This window comes from Amphritea opalescens (genome assembly GCF_003957515.1).
In the GTDB taxonomy this organism is placed as follows: Bacteria; Pseudomonadota; Gammaproteobacteria; order Pseudomonadales; family Balneatricaceae; genus Amphritea; species Amphritea opalescens.
Window position 1 is genome coordinate 103,147 of the sequence record NZ_RQXW01000001.1, and the last position, 16,425, is coordinate 119,571.

At 50.7% G+C, this 16,425-nt stretch carries 13 protein-coding genes; 12 read left to right on the top strand and 1 reads right to left on the bottom strand.

All coding sequences use genetic code 11. From position 1 onward, the window contains the following. The 12 genes from EH243_RS00440 to EH243_RS00495 all read left to right on the top strand — a co-directional run bounded on the left by EH243_RS00440 (window position 1) and on the right by EH243_RS00495 (window position 15,409). Window positions 1-741, top strand: a complete 741-nt coding sequence (locus tag EH243_RS00440) for an ABC transporter permease (protein ID WP_126156664.1) — start codon at window positions 1-3, stop codon at window positions 739-741. Continuing rightward, entirely contained in the window at window positions 738-1,634 is an 897-nt protein-coding gene (locus EH243_RS00445) for a DMT family transporter (RefSeq protein WP_126156665.1), read from the top strand. The genes EH243_RS00440 and EH243_RS00445 overlap by 4 nt, the downstream gene beginning before the upstream one ends. A gap of 179 nt (window positions 1,635-1,813) precedes the next feature. Further along, window positions 1,814-2,449: a LysE family translocator gene (locus tag EH243_RS00450; protein ID WP_241234954.1), complete on the top strand. Its 636-nt coding sequence runs from the start codon at window positions 1,814-1,816 to the stop codon at window positions 2,447-2,449. Next, on the top strand, window positions 2,449-3,483 hold the full coding sequence (locus tag EH243_RS00455) for an NAD(P)H-dependent flavin oxidoreductase (protein WP_338142338.1): 1,035 nt from the start codon (window positions 2,449-2,451) through the stop codon (window positions 3,481-3,483). The genes EH243_RS00450 and EH243_RS00455 overlap by 1 nt, the downstream gene beginning before the upstream one ends. 135 nt (window positions 3,484-3,618) lie before the next feature. Further along, entirely contained in the window at window positions 3,619-4,101 is a 483-nt protein-coding gene (locus EH243_RS00460; protein WP_126156667.1) for an FKBP-type peptidyl-prolyl cis-trans isomerase, read from the top strand. Window positions 4,102-4,457: 356 nt separating this feature from the next. Then, window positions 4,458-5,375, top strand: coding sequence for an AAA family ATPase (locus tag EH243_RS00465; protein ID WP_126156668.1), 918 nt, complete (start codon window positions 4,458-4,460; stop codon window positions 5,373-5,375). Window positions 5,376-5,416: 41 nt separating this feature from the next. Further along, complete coding sequence (locus EH243_RS00470; RefSeq protein WP_126156669.1) at window positions 5,417-6,454, top strand: DUF58 domain-containing protein; 1,038 nt, start codon at window positions 5,417-5,419, stop codon at window positions 6,452-6,454. Further along, on the top strand, window positions 6,451-8,499 hold the full coding sequence (locus EH243_RS00475) for a transglutaminase TgpA family protein (RefSeq protein ID WP_126156670.1): 2,049 nt from the start codon (window positions 6,451-6,453) through the stop codon (window positions 8,497-8,499). The genes EH243_RS00470 and EH243_RS00475 overlap by 4 nt, the downstream gene beginning before the upstream one ends. A gap of 93 nt (window positions 8,500-8,592) precedes the next feature. Beyond that, complete coding sequence (locus EH243_RS00480) at window positions 8,593-9,324, top strand: M48 family metallopeptidase (RefSeq protein ID WP_126156671.1); 732 nt, start codon at window positions 8,593-8,595, stop codon at window positions 9,322-9,324. A 179-nt stretch (window positions 9,325-9,503) separates the two neighbouring features. Next, window positions 9,504-11,297: a methyl-accepting chemotaxis protein gene (locus EH243_RS00485; protein ID WP_126156672.1), complete on the top strand. Its 1,794-nt coding sequence runs from the start codon at window positions 9,504-9,506 to the stop codon at window positions 11,295-11,297. 357 nt (window positions 11,298-11,654) lie between these two features. Beyond that, window positions 11,655-12,818, top strand: coding sequence for a nitric oxide-sensing protein NosP (nosP, locus tag EH243_RS00490; protein ID WP_241234955.1), 1,164 nt, complete (start codon window positions 11,655-11,657; stop codon window positions 12,816-12,818). Further along, window positions 12,815-15,409: a hybrid sensor histidine kinase/response regulator gene (locus EH243_RS00495; RefSeq protein WP_126156673.1), complete on the top strand. Its 2,595-nt coding sequence runs from the start codon at window positions 12,815-12,817 to the stop codon at window positions 15,407-15,409. The genes nosP and EH243_RS00495 overlap by 4 nt, the downstream gene beginning before the upstream one ends. 144 nt (window positions 15,410-15,553) lie before the next feature. Here the strand turns inward: EH243_RS00495 and EH243_RS00500 are convergent, their stop codons facing one another. Further along, the gene (locus tag EH243_RS00500) at window positions 15,554-16,222 is read right to left on the bottom strand and encodes a response regulator (protein ID WP_126156674.1); all 669 of its coding nucleotides are present in this window, start codon (window positions 16,220-16,222) and stop codon (window positions 15,554-15,556) included. Window positions 16,223-16,425: the final 203 nt, after the last annotated feature.

The window sequence follows — 16,425 nt, forward strand, 5'->3', positions numbered from 1 at the left end:
ATGCATGTGATTTCATGGGGCTCGCTTGCCTGGTGTGCGCTACCGGTGGTATTGATTTCGATTGTCTATGCCCGTTGGTCAGGCAAAGCATCAGAAGTGTTGCTATCCGCCGCGCGTATGACGTTGCAATTGGTGGCGGTCGGTTATGTGCTGGTGGCGCTGTTTAACAATCCCTCTCCCTGGATTACGGTCACGGTGTTAACCCTGATGGTCGGTATTGCCAGTTGGATCGCCTTACGTCCTGTTGCTCACCAACGGGATTATCTTAAGCCGGCGCTGATTGCCCTAAGCTGTTCAGCCGGATTGCATCTCTTTATTTCACTGTTTTTGGTGATTGGGGTGGAGACCTGGTACGAGCCGCGGGTGGTGATACCGCTAGCGGGTATGTACTTTGCCAATACCATGAATGCGATCAGTCTGGCGGCAGAACGTTATCACTCTGAATTGAAAGAGGGTAAACCGGAATCGGCTGCGCGCCTTACCGCATTTCAGGCGGCGATGATCCCTCAGATCAATAGCTTGCTGGCGGTTGGCTTAGTCTCGTTGCCGGGGATGATGACTGGGCAGATTTTATCGGGGGTGTCACCGCTGATCGCGGTGCGCTATCAAATCATGATTATGACCATGGTGTTAGGTAGTGGTGGCTGTGGTGCGGCATTGCTGTTGTGGCAACTGGGGCGAGCGTATCGTCAACATCCTAATAATCCAACTGAGATCGATCAGCCGAGAAATACGGAATGAATCTACGATTACATCTATCGACGATACTGTATACCACCTTTGCTCTGGTGGCCTTTGCGGGTAATTCGGTGTTATGCCGCTTAGCCCTCGGTGAAGAAGCGCTCGATGCGGGTAGTTTTACCCTGATTCGATTGTTCTCCGGTATTGTCGTTTTGTTACTGCTTTGGTATCTCACCCAAGGGCGCCGCGGGTCAGATGAGCCGCATCGACAGGGAAGCTGGTTGGCGGCCACCATGCTGTTTGTTTACGCGCTTGGCTTCTCCTATGCCTATATCAGTTTAGATACCGGCACCGGTGCATTAATTCTGTTTGGCGCGGTACAGATTACCATGGTGTTGGTGAGCCTCTTTCGCGGTACTCGATTGTTGATCGTCGAATGGCTAGGCTTAGTTTTGGCCTTTTTCGGTTTTGTCTACTTGATGCTGCCGGTACTCAATACCCCGTCGTTGTGGGGCTTTATTCTGATGACCTTGGCGGGGATTGCTTGGGGTGTTTATACCCTCATCGGTCGAGGTTCGGTTAATCCATTATCCGATACCCATTACAATTTTTTGAAAACGCTGCCGCTGATGATAGCGACACTGGTGATTCTTCTGTTGTTAGGCGACATCTCTCTATCTGTCGATGGCGTTATTCTTGCCATGGTTTCCGGAGGAGTAGCGTCGGGGATTGGCTATGCGGTGTGGTATCGTGCGTTGCGCGGTTTGTCGGCGGTGCAAGCGGCGGCGCTACAACTGTTGGTGCCGGTCATTGCGGCTGCGGGTGGTGTGTTGTTTGCCGATGAGGTGATTACTCTACGTCTGATGATCTCCGCGCTGCTGGTGTTAGGCGGGATTTTGTTGATTGTGATAGGTCGTTATTATGTAATACAACGCCAGCTACGTCAGGTATAGTCGGCTGTATATGGATTACACCTAAATCAATAGCGTTATTACGCCGTCGAATCACCCATGCTTATGCAATGATGTAATGATTCAAGGTTGACCGGAGTATTGATCTCTTGGTCACTAACGCGCCTTTATTCAACCTGATGATATGTCATTAATATCGATTTGTGATGGAGTTTGTGCTGATGATTGATAGCCAATTGTTTGTGACTTTTTTAATTGCGATTACCCTGTTAACGGTGGCGCCGGGTGTCGATACCATGGTCACGATTCGTAATAGTGCTCGCGGTGGTTGGAAAGATGGCTTTGCTACCAGTACGGGTATCTGTTTTGGGCTGTTTCTGCATGCCACGGTCTCGGCGCTGGGCATATCGGTGATCTTGTTGCAATCGGCCAATGCCTTTCATGCGTTAAAGTTGATCGGCGCCTGCTATTTGATCTGGCTGGGTATCAGCAGTCTACGTGGCGTTTTTAAAGGCGAGAGCATCTTTACGCTGCCTGAGGGCGGCGTGCGGCCATTTCTACTGTGGCGCTCGTTACGCGAGGGCTTTCTTTCGAATGCGTTGAATCCCAAAACCGCGCTCTTCTATATGGCTTTTTTACCGCAGTTTATTGATCCACAAGGCTCTGCACTGATGCAGTCCTTGTTCTTGGCGGCGGTTCATTTTGTTATTGCCATGCTGTGGCAGTGTGGTTTGGCATTGGCGGTGAATAGTGCCCGTCGGTGGTTACAAAACAAGATGGTGGGACATAGTGTCAATACGATTAGTGGTGCTGTCTTGATCTATCTCGGGGCGCGGTTAGCACTGGCGGAGGATTAATGATGCGGCTAGAACAACTGTTTGGTATTGAACTGCCTCTGATTCAGGCACCGATGGCCGGCGCCCAAGATGCGGCGTTAACGATAGCGGTTAGCGAGGCGGGAGGGTTAGGCTCACTCCCCTGTGCGATGTTAACGCCGCAGAAACTGGCGAGTGAACTCGAGGTGATCAACGCGGCGACGGATAAACCGATCAATCTGAATTTTTTTGCCCATAAATCACCAACACCCGACCCTGTTCAAGAGCAGGAGTGGCGAACCGCTTTGAGTCGCTATTATCGTGATTACGGGTTAGATCCCAATGCTATTCCTTCCGCTCCTGCGCGTCAGCCGTTTAATCATGAGATGGCGGCGGTGGTCGAAAAGTTTCGGCCCTCGGTGGTGAGTTTCCATTTTGGTTTACCAGACGCCGCACTGCTCGAACGGGTCCGCCGGGCTGGCTGTAAAGTGCTCTCTAGTGCCACCACGGTGGCAGAGGCGCTGTGGTTAGAGCAACAAGGGGTGGATGGAATTATCGCTCAGGGTGTCGAAGCTGGTGGTCATCGGGGCTTTTTCCTCGACCGAGATCTCAATAGCCAGCTAGGTACCATGGCGTTGGTGCCGCAGATTTTGGCGGTGAGTCAGCTGCCGGTAATCGCTGCCGGCGGTATTGCGGATAGCGCGGGTATCCGTGGTGCTCTGGCGATGGGGGCGGCGGGTGTACAGCTAGGGACGGCCTTTTTGCTCTGTGATGAAGCGCGTATTAGCGAGATTCACCGTCAGGCGTTAGCCGATATGGATGCACCCACGGCGCTGACCAATATCTTTTCCGGTGGGCCGGCCCGAGGTATAGTGAATCGGGTTATGCGGGAACTCGGTCCTATGACCCAGGCGCCGGCTTTCCCCTTAGCAGGCGGGACGGTAGGCCCCTTGCGGCAGGCCGCTGAACAGCAAGGGTCGGGCGATTTTTCACCGCTCTGGAGTGGTCAGAACCGTCGAGGCTGTCGCTCGGTTAGTGCCCGTGAACTGATTCAAACACTCTTTGAATCGGTTTAGGAAACATCATCCCGAACAGATAAAATTAAGCATAGGGGTTGATATATTGTTACTCACCCCCAGATTAGAAAAATACACTAATCCGGGCCTCTGTCAGCGATGCTGTTCATGTCTACACCTATTGAGGTCTGAACAATGCAGATAGCCGACAATAAGATTGTCCTAATTCACTACACCCTGTCTAACCTAGATGATGAGGTCATGGATTCCTCTGTCGGCGCAGAGCCTTTGGCCTATCTGCACGGCACTGGAAACATTGTCCCTGGACTCGAAAAAGCACTGGCGGGTAAGAAAGCGGGCGATCAGGTAAAAGTTGAAGTCTCTCCTGAAGAGGGTTACGGCGAACTGAATCCTGAACTGATCCAAGAAGTTGAACGTGCTGCTTTTGATGGCGTTGATGATATCGAAGTGGGTATGCGTTTTATGGCGCAAACTTCTTGGGGTCAGCAACCTGTTGTTGTAACCGCGGTAACCGAAGAAAACGTAATTGTTGATGGTAACCATCCACTAGCCGATCAGACACTCAAATTTGATGTTGAAGTGGTTGAAGTACGGGATGCTACGGCTGAAGAGATGGAGCATGGTCATGCCCATGGCGACGGCGGTCATCAGCACTAGTCACTAGTGTTAGCACAATGATTTAAAAAAGGCGCTCGGCGCCTTTTTTATTGGGTCTGATTTTGGGTACTCTAGTGGGTGTTTACTGATTTATCAGAGCTGACTATCGCTATAATGGCCATTGTTTTAAGGCTAACGTTAAGGCTAAGAGTGAGTTTTAGCCGTTTAGCGGCGCATGTTTTGCATCTATTGTCTTAAAGAATAAGGCCTGTCTTAAATTAAGGCGTTACGGCGCTAACGATGATCAACCGGTTTAACGCAGTGGTTTAATACAACGGTTTAACTCAGTAGTTTAATACGGCGGTTTAATAAAAAGGGTCGAACATGATTTACCGAAGCCATCAGTTGGAGAGCCAATGAGAGACCAGATTGAAGCGGCCATCAAAGAGGTGTCCAGTGTTCTCTACGGTAAAGAGGAAGCGATCAAGCTGGCGTTAACCTGCCTTTTGAGTCAGGGCCACTTGTTGATTGAAGATTTGCCGGGGATGGGGAAAACGACCCTCGCCCATGCATTGGCGAAGGTGCTGGGGTTAGATTATCAGCGCTTGCAGTTCACCAGTGATATGTTGCCGGCGGATATTCTCGGGGTGAGTATTTTTGATCCGGCCCAGAACCGATTCGAATTCCATCCGGGGCCGGTATTTACACAGTTATTGCTGGCCGATGAGGTCAACCGTACCACGCCGAAAACACAGTCTGCACTGCTCGAAGCGATGGAAGAGGGGCGGGTGAGTCTCGATGGTCAGACACATCAGCTGCCTGCGCCATTCTTTGTGATAGCGACACAAAACCCGATTACCCAGCAGGGGACATTTCCACTACCTGAGTCTCAGTTAGATCGCTTTTTGATGCGGATTGAGCTGGGTTATCCCGATGTTCAGGCCGAACGGGAACTTCTCAAAGGCGGAGATCCTCGACAACGGCTCGAGACGATGGCCGCGGTGATCTCACCGGCTCAACTACAGGCGATCTCGCAAGCCTGTGCGGCGGTAAAAGTTTCTGACAGTCTGCTGGATTATCTGCAACGACTGATCGCACATAGTCGACAGGCCCCAGAATTCAGTTTTGGTATCTCTCCCCGCGGGGCGTTGGCGTTGCTGCGTGCCTGTCGTAGTTGGGCCTATATTCAGGGGCGGGATTATGTGATTCCTGAAGATCTGCAACAGTTACTCGGTCCTGTGACCGGTCACCGCTTGCGGGCAGCCGAGGATATTGGCTTGACGGCCAATGGATTGGTGCAGCAATTACTCAGTCGCGTGGATGTGGTGGCCTAATTGTTTCGTTAGGGATCTTTAGACATGTTACAGAGGCCTCGATGATAGTATCGATACGACAACGCTTAGCAGATGCGGCGTATGAGTGGAGCTTAAAGCGTAGCCCGCGATTAAAAAAACTGACATTGAGCCAGCGGCGTATCTATATCGTGCCGTCGCGCAGCGGGTTTCTGTTTCTGCTGCTGTTATTGGTGATGTTGGTCTTGGCCATTAACTTTCAAAATAACCTGATGTTTGCCGTCACCTTTCTGTTAGCCAGTCTCTTTGTGGTGACGATTCTACATACCTATGCCAACCTGTCGGGGTTAACGATACAGTTCCTCCGTGGGCACCCCTGTTTTGCGGGTGAGCAGGCCGCCTTCGATCTACTATTGACGCCGCAGGGCCAGCGACAATATGAAAGTATTCAGCTGCGTCTAGGCCAAGAATCCGGTAGCGCTGTCGATCTCTTAGATGATCAACCGGTGAGTCTGACCCTGTATCAGACACCTCCTCGGCGGGGCATGTTTCAGGCGGGTCCGCTATTGATTGAAACTTATTATCCTCTGGGGCTGTTTCGTGCCTGGACCTGGGTGCAGGTGGACCTTACTACGCCGGTGTACCCGCGACCGGTGAAAGGAGGGCAGTTATCCGACCTGAATTCCGTGGGGAGTGGCGATCAATCTTCAACAGATCAGAGTGAACGTCCTGGCGGTGAAGAGTTTAACGGTTTGGTGAACTATCAGCCTGGAATGTCGCTGAAACGGGTCGCCTGGAAGCATTATGCTCGGGGGCAGGGGATGCACGCTAAGGAGTATGTGGAATTGAGCGACCACCACCGCTGGCTCAGTTGGGCGCTTTGGCCTGAGCTGAGTCCCGAAGCGCGCTTGTCTCGCCTGACTTGGTGGTTATTGCAGTTACACCATGGCGATGAGGCCTATGGCTTGGATATTCCCGGCTGTCATATCCCACCGAATCGGGGAGAGGCCCATCGGCTTAAGATTTTAGCGGCACTGGCCTGTTTCGGTTTGGATGGGGTTAGCCGTGAATCAGACTTGGCTCCTTCAGCGAAGCCCGCCTCTCAGGTTGGTGTAAGATGAAACCATTATTTCAGCTAGCCCGTAGCAGTATGATCTGGTTGCTGGTGAGCATCCTGATGGTGATGGCCCCTTATATCAGTATCGTGCCCAGTTGGTTATTTGTGTTGGCGTTGCTGGCGGTGGGTTGGCGTCTAATGGTTTACCGTGGACGCTGGAGCTTTCCCCATTGGGGCGTCCGTGTCGGGGTGATGTTACTGGTCTTGGCTGGGCTGGTTGCGGAGCTGCGGCATAGCTCGGTGATGGTGGTGACGGTGGGGTTGTTGATTGCCGCGTTTGTGCTCAAACTGACCGAGATGTACCGACGCCGAGATGCCTTGGTAATACTCTATGTCGCGTTTTTATTGATTGTGTGTAGCTTCCTCTTTTATCAGTCGATTCCGATGGCGCTTTACAGTCTGTTATCACTGATCGTGGTGACGGCCTGTTTGAACACGGTGTATCGCAGCCAGCAAAACAACGATATCTGGCGGCCGTTAAAACGCTCCGCGGTGCTGTATATGCAAGCGTTGCCGATGATGTTGATACTGTTTTTGATTTTTCCCCGTATCGGCCCGCTCTGGCAGGTGGATATGAATTCAGGCCAGAGTTTTACCGGTCTGTCGGATTCGATGTCACCGGGGGATGTGAGTCGCTTGACGCGCTCCGCCGAGATCGCTTTTAGGGCGCGTTTTGATGATCCGTTACCGCCGGAGAATCGGCGTTATTGGCGTGGGTTAACCTATGATCAGTTTGATGGCCGAGCTTGGCGCCGCTCGGATGTGCTGGTGGCGCAGAGCCGAGCAGCGGTTAAGAGTAAGCCCAAGCCCCAACAAACGGTGCTGGGTGATTTAGCGCCCAACTCTCAGACCTATCATTATCAGGTAGTAATGGAGCCCACCGGGCAGCGTTGGCGCTATGGGCTCGATACGCCGCTGCGTTACCCTGCCAAATTTCGGCAGATTGAGGATTGGACGTTACAGGAAGCGCAGCCGCTGATGCAGCGCACACAGTATTCGTTAGCCTCTCGTATCGGCGCGGTGCGCGAAGCCTTGTCTACCGCTCAGATAGATCATTATTTACAGTTGCCGTCCACGGGAAACGCTAAGGCGCGCCAGCTAGCGCAACGTTGGGTCGCAGAGCAATCTGACATTAAAGGGTTTACGGCGCAGATGATGAGCTTTTTCGCCCGTGATTTCCGTTACACCCTTGAGCCACCTTTACTGCAACAGAATGATTCGATTGATCAGTTTTTGTTTCAGAGTCAGCAGGGTTTCTGTGGTCACTTTGCCAGTGCTGGGGTGCTGTTACTGCGAGCGGCGGGTATTCCTGCACGGGTGGTCGGCGGTTATCTTGGCGGGGAGATGAATCCAGTGGATGGGGTGCTCACGGTGCGTCAATATGAGGCGCATGCTTGGCTGGAGTATTGGGATAAAGAGGATTTAAGCTGGCATCGGCTTGATCCTACCTCGGTCGTGGCTCCGCTTCGGTTGGAGCAGTCCGCGGCACAGCTTTTTAGTAACGAACCTTCGTTTCTGGCCGATTCGATGCTGATGCGTAACGGTTTTCTCAGCGGCGCTTTTTTAAAGCAGTTGCGGCAGCGTTATGAGGCGATTAACTACGATTGGCACCGCTGGGTGCTGAATTTTCATGAGCGCCAATCGGGTCTGTTACAGCGGTGGTTAGGTGATATCTCCGTGGTTAACCTTTTATTGATGATTATGCTCCCCGGGGCTTTGGTGCTGTCTCTGGTGGCGGTGAGCCTGTTACGGCGCCGAGGAGCGCCTAAAGATGATGTGATGAAAGCGTTGGCACAGTTAGATCGCTGTTTAGGGCCTAAGCAGCAACGCCGTCCGGGGGAAACCGTAGGGCAGTTCTTTGATCGGTTAAGTTTGGCTTTCCCAACATTAACCGAGGAGTTTGAGACACTGTCCCGCTGCTATGAGCAGATTCGTTATGCGGAAGACTTAAACCCTGAACTACCGCAACAGTTCAAAGCTATTATTGTGCGCTGCTGTCCATTGATCCTTAAGGCTAGCCCTATAGATGCTGCGCGGCCTGCGTTATAGTGGCCGTTTATTGGCAGGGATGGCCGGCGCAAGGATTCAGGGTTAGCGAGATCATCATGTCATGTATATAACAACGAGTTATTCCCTTTACCGATGAACGATTCTATAACATTGCCCGACTACACGCTGCGGCGTAGCGCTCGCCGGCGTACCATTGAGATTCAGGTGCGTCCTGATAGTGTTCGTGTGTTAGCGCCGACTCGGGTGTCGCGTGAGAGGATTGATCGCTTCGTCGCTGAAAAAAAAGCGTGGATCAAGGATCGACAGCAAGCGTTGCGTCTGCGAGTACCGCTTGTCTCCATACCGGTGCCGCTCGATCAGGGCAGCGAGCTACTGTGGTTAGGGCAACGTCTCCGCCTTGAGGTCAATGTAGGTCAGCAGGCAACCCATGTTAGTCGTCACGGGGAGAGCCTGCAGTTGTCCCTTTCCCACCGTATAAGAAAACCCCGAGCAGAGGCGATCAGCGAACAGCTAGAAGGGTGGTATCGGGCAGAAGCCGTTAACTACTTTCAAAAGCGGGTTGGTTTTTGGAGCGAGCAGATGCGACTGACGCCCTCGGAAGTAAGGGTACGGAGTTATCGGCGCAAATGGGGTTGCTGTACCAGTCGCGGGGTGGTGAGTTTTAATTGGCTGCTGATCATGGCACCGGTGCATATTATCGATTATGTCATCGTGCATGAACTAAGCCACTTGCGGCATATGAATCATTCCGCCGCTTTTTGGTCCACGGTAGCACAGTACTATCAGGATTATCGAGGGGCTAAAGGCTGGTTGAATCAGCAGTCAGATCTGCACTGGCCACCGAGACTGATCGCTGCTGGATAAGCGTGCTGCTATCTGCGGTTCATTGAGCCTTGTTTGTTGCGCGTTACATTAGTCTTTAGTTATATAAGGTGCAAATACCTGAAATGGGTAGTCTTTTTCGTTTCCCCCTGTGTTATTTTGTTTAAATGAGGATAAAGACTATTCAATAATAATGATAATAAAACGAGAAGTGGACGAGTATGGCGCTCTATGACGCAGTAGAACGAAAGTTTTTTAATTCACTAACCCGCAAAATTGTGGGTAATGTGTTGTTCCTATTAATACCATCATTGCTGTTTATCGGGCTAAACGGGATTGGCTTGGGGCAGCTTGAACAGCAGATCGTTCAGGACACGAATAACCCCGCGTTATTGGCGCAACTCGATCGGTTGCAATTACTGAGTTGGTTGATTCTCGCCTTTTCGTTAGCGGCAACCCTCTTCACCATCTTTTTTATGCGCCATATCTTTTTACGGCCTATCCATAAAATGGTCGATATCCTGAGTGATATAAAGGATAAAGATGGCGATATCTCTGCAACCCTACCCGATACGACCCATGATGAAATCTCCGCCATGGCGAGCAGCTATAACGGTTTCTCGACGAGTCTGAAAAAGATTATTGCCGAAACCCGTAACCATAGTGTCAAAGTCGCTTTGAGTGCCACCCAGCTGAGCCAAGTGTTACAGGAGGTGCATCAATCGACCAGTGAACAGGAAGAGCAGGCGCAACATGTACTGCAGTCGAGTCAGGAATCGACTACCGCCATACAAGAGGTCGCGGGGAATACCTTAAAAATATCCGAGTACACCCGCAATAATTTGGATGAGATTAGAAGCTCAAGTCATGAGCTTGAACAGGTGTTAGGCCAGGTACGCACCATTTCTGAGTTGGCGTCCGGGTTTCAACAAACGGTTGAGAAACTCAGTGCCAGCTCGGAAACCATCACTGAAATATTGTCGATGGTGAAACGCTTCTCTGATCAGACCAACCTGCTGGCCCTCAATGCGTCTATCGAGGCGGCTCGGGCGGGTGAGGCTGGCAGAGGGTTTGCGGTAGTCGCAGATGAGGTGCGTAATCTGTCGCAACAGGTTCAGAATGCCACCTCTGAGATCGACCAGAATATATCGGTGATGGCTGATCTCGTCAGCGATACGCGCACTAATTCGGCCAATATTCTGGAATACACACAGAATACGGAAAGTTTTATCAGTGATACCAGTGCTCAATTCACCCGTTTAGTACGGGATTTTGATGGCGTTAATAGTCAACTCACCACCATCAGCTCAACCCTAGATGAGTTGACCTATACCAATCAAGAATCTCATTCGCATGTCGAGCGCATTGCCGGTATTAGCGCTGAGATGCGGGATGAAATGGAACGCTCGCAGGTCTTTTCCAGTGAGCTGGAAACTTCGATGGAAGAGACGCAAGAGCTCTTATCACGCTTTATCATTGGCTATGGTAGTTTCGAAAATATTATTCAGGCTGGCCGAGAATGGGCGCGGCAAATGCAGGAAGAGCTGGAGCAGATGTACCATGGGGGCTACGATATCTTCGATCGTCATTATCGCCGCACCAACGAAGGGGTATTACCGGAAAAGTTTGATGTTAGTTATGCGGATGCCTTTGAACAACGCATGCGGCCAGTGTTCGACGGCTACCTGATTGAAAAGCCTGATCTGATCTATGCGCTACCGATCTGTCTCGATGGTTATGCGCCCGCGCATCATCAAAAAGTGTCCGAGCCTCTGACGGGCGACTTTGAGGTCGATAATGTGAAAAGCCGCCATCGTCGTTTCTTTGCTGGTAGTCGTGCAGAAGTACGCCGGACAAGCAACACCTCGCCGTTTTTACTGCAAACGTATGTCCGTGATACCGGTGAAGTACTCAATGACCTTACCTTTCCTATCTATGTTAACGGTCGGCACTGGGGCTGCTTCGCACTGGGCTTTAAGCCTCAACTGCTGCTGGATGATCAAACGGATAACTAAGCCTGCTTTGTTAAAAAAATATACTTTCTAGGCCCGTGATCCCAGTGTTTGCGGGCTTTTTTTTGCCAAATCGTTCCGCTGTCTTAAGTCATTAGGCTTGGCGTTCATGCGAGTAAAAGTGGTCATTTAAGTATCGCGCTAAAGAGGCGTTATTGGCCGACGGTCAGTTGTTTCCTCTGTCTACTCAGTGGGTTTCTACGACTTTAGTGCTGGATTTGAAAGATAAATATATTTAAAAACAATATGTTAGATTTTATTATCCGTTTTCTATTATTATGCCGGTACTCAAGTACACTGTTTTCATAGTAGCTTCCCTTTTACACTTAAAGGTCATTTTCAACTGTCGGGGTGATGGGTGTGACGAATAGATTGTCGGAAAATATTTGCCAGCCAGAATTGCGAACGGCTTTTTCAACAGAGCGGGATGAGCAACAGGCGGTCGATCAGCTATATCAGCAGCTCAACTGGCCGGGTCTCCATTTTGTTTTGTTCTTCTGTTCAGCGGAGTATCAGTTAGATATCTTGGCGCCGATGTTACAGCAGCGTTTTCAAGGTGTCTTGGTGGCGGGTTGTACCACCGCCGGTGAGATTACGGCGATGGGTTATGATCAGGGCAGTATCTCGGCGATGGGTTTTTCCGGTGATGCCTTTGCGGTCAGTGGTCAGCTGATAGAACAGCTGGATCAATTTAATTTTCATGATGCTCAAAACTTAATCGAGCAGCTCTCTGAGCAGTGCCTGATGCAACAGGTCGCGCCGATTAAAGACCATAGCTTTGCCTTGACGCTGTTTGATGGTTTATCGACACAAGAGGAACAGGTACTTGTCACGATTGATTCAGCCCTCGGAAGTATTCCCCATTTTGGCGGTTCTGCCGGTGATGATATCTGTTTGTCGAATACCCATGTCTATTTTGATGGCGCGTTTTATACCGATGCGGCGGTGATTATTCTGGTGAATACCTGTTGCGAATTTCAGGTGTTTAGTGGTCATCACATGGAAAGCCGCGATAGCAAACTGGTGGTCACTGAGGCGGATAGTGAACAGCGCCGAGTATTAGAGTTGAATGCTGAACCGGCGGCGATTGAATACGCCCGGGTGGCGGGGGTGCCGCTTGAGCAGCTCAATCACGAAGTATTCGCGCTAAACCCTATCGCCGTGCGTATTGGTAACGAGTATTTTGTGCGCTCGATACAGAGTGTCAATGAGGATCTGAGTTTGACATTCTACTGTGCAGTAGAGAACGGTATTGTACTGACGTTGATGCAGCCGGGAGAGTTGATGTCGACCCTCGATCAGCAGTTAAGTCAGCAAGAGCAATGTCTTAAGGAGCATCTTGTTACCCTCGGGTGTGACTGCTTTTTACGCCGATTAGAAGCCAAGATTCGAGGCAAGTTAAAGCCGTTATCGGAACTGCTGCGTCAACATCGGGTGGTGGGGTTTAATACCTATGGTGAACAGATCGATGGTATGCACGTCAATCAGACCTTTACCGGTGTCGCGATCGGGAGGAAAGCATGACTGAGGCCGCACAGTCGTCCGATCTCGCTCAACGGGTGGAAGCGCTAGAACGGGAAAATCGCAAACTACAAAAAATTAACCGTGTACTGATCGAACGGGTTGAGGTGAGTGCCACGACCCGTACCGACCCCTATGCAGCGTTTGAACACTCGGTGGTGTTGGCCGAGCAGGTGAGAGAGCGAACCGCAGCGCTGAATGTAGCCTTGGGGGATATTAAAACCAGTAATATCGCATTGAGCCAGGCTAAGTTAGAGGCGGAGGTTGCCCATCAACGTTTGATCGATGGTATTGAAAGTATCTCCGATGCCTTCGTCTTGTTTGATAGTGAACGCCGTATCGTGCTGTATAACAGCAAGTTCGCATCGGTCTGGGTAGGCACGGGGGTGTCTATTCACGAAGGGTTAGGGATTCAGGATATCCGGCGGCTGGCGGATCAGCATGGTTTGATTGAGGAGGAGTTCCGCGGCGATGAAGCGGATAACTCGGTGTATTATCGACTGAAGAATGACCGCTGGTTTCAGGTGAGCGAACGGCCCACATTAGATGGCGGGCTGGTGATTCTGTATACCGACATTACTGAGCTTAAACAGAATGAGACGGCACGGCGCGAACGGGCCTTAGCGGATAAGTCCCGGGTTTTGCAAAACACCGTGGACAACCTCTCCCAAGGGGTAGTGCTGATCAATAGCGAGGGTTGCCTAGAAGTTTGGAACCAACGCTTTCTAGAACTATCGGGGTTGAACGAAGCGGCGTTGAATGAACAGCCTCTGTTTGAGGATTTAAGCGCCGGTTGTGAGTTGATTCTGCTGACGCCTTTTAGTCGCCATCAACATCAGTCCGGTACCATCGAGTTAGAACAGAGCCTGCCTAATGGCCAGGTGATTGAGATTCGCTCTCACCCGATTCAGGAGGGTGGTTTTGTCAACACCTACACCGATATTACCGAGCGACATCAATATGCCGAGACTTTGCGCGAGAGTGAACAGTGGATTCGTCTGATTACCGACCATGTCCCGGCACTGATTGCCTATGTTGGCGAGGATCTATGTTTTCAGTTTACCAATAAGGTCTATGAGGATTGGTATGGTTGGTCGCGGGAAGCGCTGACCGGTAAAAGTATCGCCATGATTCATGGCAAAGAGCAGTTTGTTAAGCTGAAGCCCTATACCGAGAGAGCCCTGTCCGGTGAAAGCGTGACTTTTGAAATAGAGGAGCAAGACCCACAGGGCGGGCCGAGGTATATGCTCAAAGCCTATGTGCCTAACCTTGATGCTGAGGGGCGTGCGGTAGGGTTTTTCGTCTTGATTCGTGATATTACGGAGCGCCGTAAAACCGCGTATGCACTGCAAGAAGCGTATCAGACGATGGAGCAGCGGGTGGTTGAGCGAACCTCGGAACTCACCCAGTTGAATGATCAGTTGCGACAAGAGATTACCGAGCGAAAGCAGGTGGAAGCTCAGCTGCTCGAAGCGAGTAAACATGCGGAACAGGCGAATCTATCGAAGACTAAGTTTTTAGCCGCCGTTAGCCATGATCTATTACAGCCACTGAATGCCGCACGTCTATTTACCAGTGCGTTGCAGGAGAAGCCTGCGGTGCAGGGCGAGCGACACCTTATCGATTCGGTGGGTAGTTCATTGGATGATGTTGAATCGCTGCTGAGTACCCTAGTCGATATTTCTAAGCTGGATGCGGGGGTGATTGAGCCTGATGTCACAGTTTTTCCGGTGAGCAGTCTACTGAATAATATCGCGAATGAGTTTCAACAGGTGGCGGGTAGTGAGCAATTAACACTGCGGTATGTGCCTAGTCGAGCGGTGATCTGTTCCGATTCACAGTTGCTGGCGCGTATCTTACGAAACTTTCTTACCAATGCCATCCGTTATACCGATGCCGGTACGGTGTTGCTAGGGTGCCGACGTAAGGGCGACCGCTTGATGATTGAGGTATGGGACACGGGTTTGGGGATTCCTGAAGACAAGTTGGGAGACATCTTTCTTGAGTTCAAACGGTTACAGGGGAGTCCTGCGGTCAATGATAAAGGGCTTGGCTTGGGGTTGGCGATCGTTGACAAGATCTCTCGGATATTAGGGCATCAGATCAGTGTCAGTTCAATGCCGGGTAAAGGCTCTATGTTTTCTGTTGCAGTGCCGCTGGCGCGCGCAGATCAGTTGCCGGAAAAAACCAAAGAGGCGCACCCTTTGACGGCGGACAACCAACTAGAGGGCATGTCGGTTTGGTTGATCGATAATGATCCCGCTATCTGTCGAGGTATGCGGATGTTACTCGAAGGTTGGGGTTGTCGGGTGGAAGCGGTACAGGGCACATCTCAATTGATGGCTTTATTGGCTAAGTCGCCGGCGCCGAGCCTATTGATTGCCGACTATCATCTGGATAATGATGAAAATGGTTTAGAGGCGGCGATTGATTTCAACCGTCGGCTCGAACGGGCTGTTCCGGTGATTATGATTACGGCAAATTATACCAACGAGCTGAAACAGGTTGTTCGGGAACAGGGTTATCTCTTAATGAATAAGCCGGTCAAACCGATGAAATTAAAGATGACGTTGAATCATCTGCTTGATCGGTAGAATTCTTATCGATTGCTAACGCTCAGAGTTAAGGCTGCTGTGTGTTGAAAGAGCGATGATATTGGCAGGGAGTGTTCGGTGAAATACGCCCTCAGTTTTTAGTTTAACGAACAGTCTTTAGAGATCCGTTAACTGGACTGAATGCTAGCGTTTTAGGTATTGGTTGAAATTAATATTGCCGGCAGATAAAACCGCTTGAATACGGTTATGTACGCCTAATTTTCTGAGAATGGCGCTCACATGGGCTTTCACTGTGGTTTCGGCGATATTTAAGTGATAAGCGATCTGTTTATTCGATTCACCTTCAGACATCCGTTCAAGCACTAATAGCTGGCGACGGGTCAGTGAAGAGAGCATCTCCGCGGGGATTTGGTTGTCGTCATGGCGACGCTGAATGCTGCTGCGGGGCTTCTCTGAACGGATAATGTCGGAGGGCAGGTAAACATTGCCGTTGAGAATCTGCTGTAGTGCATCCGTCATCTGTTCACGGGGAGAGGATTTCGTTATAAAGCCTACGGCACCATAGGTAATGGCTTGCAGCACGATCTGTTTATCCTGCTCGGCGGAGACGATAACGACTGGAATCGTGGGTGATTCGTTTCGTAGACTGATCAGGCCATTCAAACCGTTCATGCCGGGCATATTGAGGTCTAGCAAAATTAGGTCGAGGTCATCCTCTTCGGCGGCGATTTTAAGTGCGCTATCGAGATCTTCCGTTTCGAGGGTTTCGCAGCCCGGAAAGCCATTGGCTATCACACCACATATCGCTTCACGAAACAGGGGATGATCGTCGGCAACTAGAATTTTATACACGTTGTTCTCCCGGTGGGTTGCCATATTAACAGTCGCTAAGTATCCGTTATCATTATTCTGCTACGAGGCTGTGATTGAGCTAACTATTTCTGTATCTTCATTAGCTGTTTGTCGAATGATCGTCGGCATTGGACCTGTTGTAAAACACAGCTAATGAGGTTGTACATCATCCATTTGACTATGCGAGCTGAAACGCTGAGTTA

Bases quoted from the DNA above. Each gene is read 5' to 3' on its own strand.
- EH243_RS00465 (WP_126156668.1), top strand. From the start codon at position 4,458: ATGAGAGACCAGATTGAAGCGGCCATCAAAGAGGTGTCCAGTGTTCTC.
- EH243_RS00455 (WP_338142338.1), top strand. From the start codon at position 2,449: ATGATGCGGCTAGAACAACTGTTTGGTATTGAACTGCCTCTGATTCAG.
- EH243_RS00470 (WP_126156669.1), top strand. From the start codon at position 5,417: ATGATAGTATCGATACGACAACGCTTAGCAGATGCGGCGTATGAGTGG.
- EH243_RS00450 (WP_241234954.1), top strand. From the start codon at position 1,814: ATGATTGATAGCCAATTGTTTGTGACTTTTTTAATTGCGATTACCCTG.
- EH243_RS00440 (WP_126156664.1), top strand. From the start codon at position 1: ATGCATGTGATTTCATGGGGCTCGCTTGCCTGGTGTGCGCTACCGGTG.
- EH243_RS00445 (WP_126156665.1), top strand. From the start codon at position 738: ATGAATCTACGATTACATCTATCGACGATACTGTATACCACCTTTGCT.
- EH243_RS00485 (WP_126156672.1), top strand. From the start codon at position 9,504: ATGGCGCTCTATGACGCAGTAGAACGAAAGTTTTTTAATTCACTAACC.
- EH243_RS00480 (WP_126156671.1), top strand. From the start codon at position 8,593: ATGAACGATTCTATAACATTGCCCGACTACACGCTGCGGCGTAGCGCT.
- EH243_RS00475 (WP_126156670.1), top strand. From the start codon at position 6,451: ATGAAACCATTATTTCAGCTAGCCCGTAGCAGTATGATCTGGTTGCTG.
- EH243_RS00495 (WP_126156673.1), top strand. From the start codon at position 12,815: ATGACTGAGGCCGCACAGTCGTCCGATCTCGCTCAACGGGTGGAAGCG.
- EH243_RS00460 (WP_126156667.1), top strand. From the start codon at position 3,619: ATGCAGATAGCCGACAATAAGATTGTCCTAATTCACTACACCCTGTCT.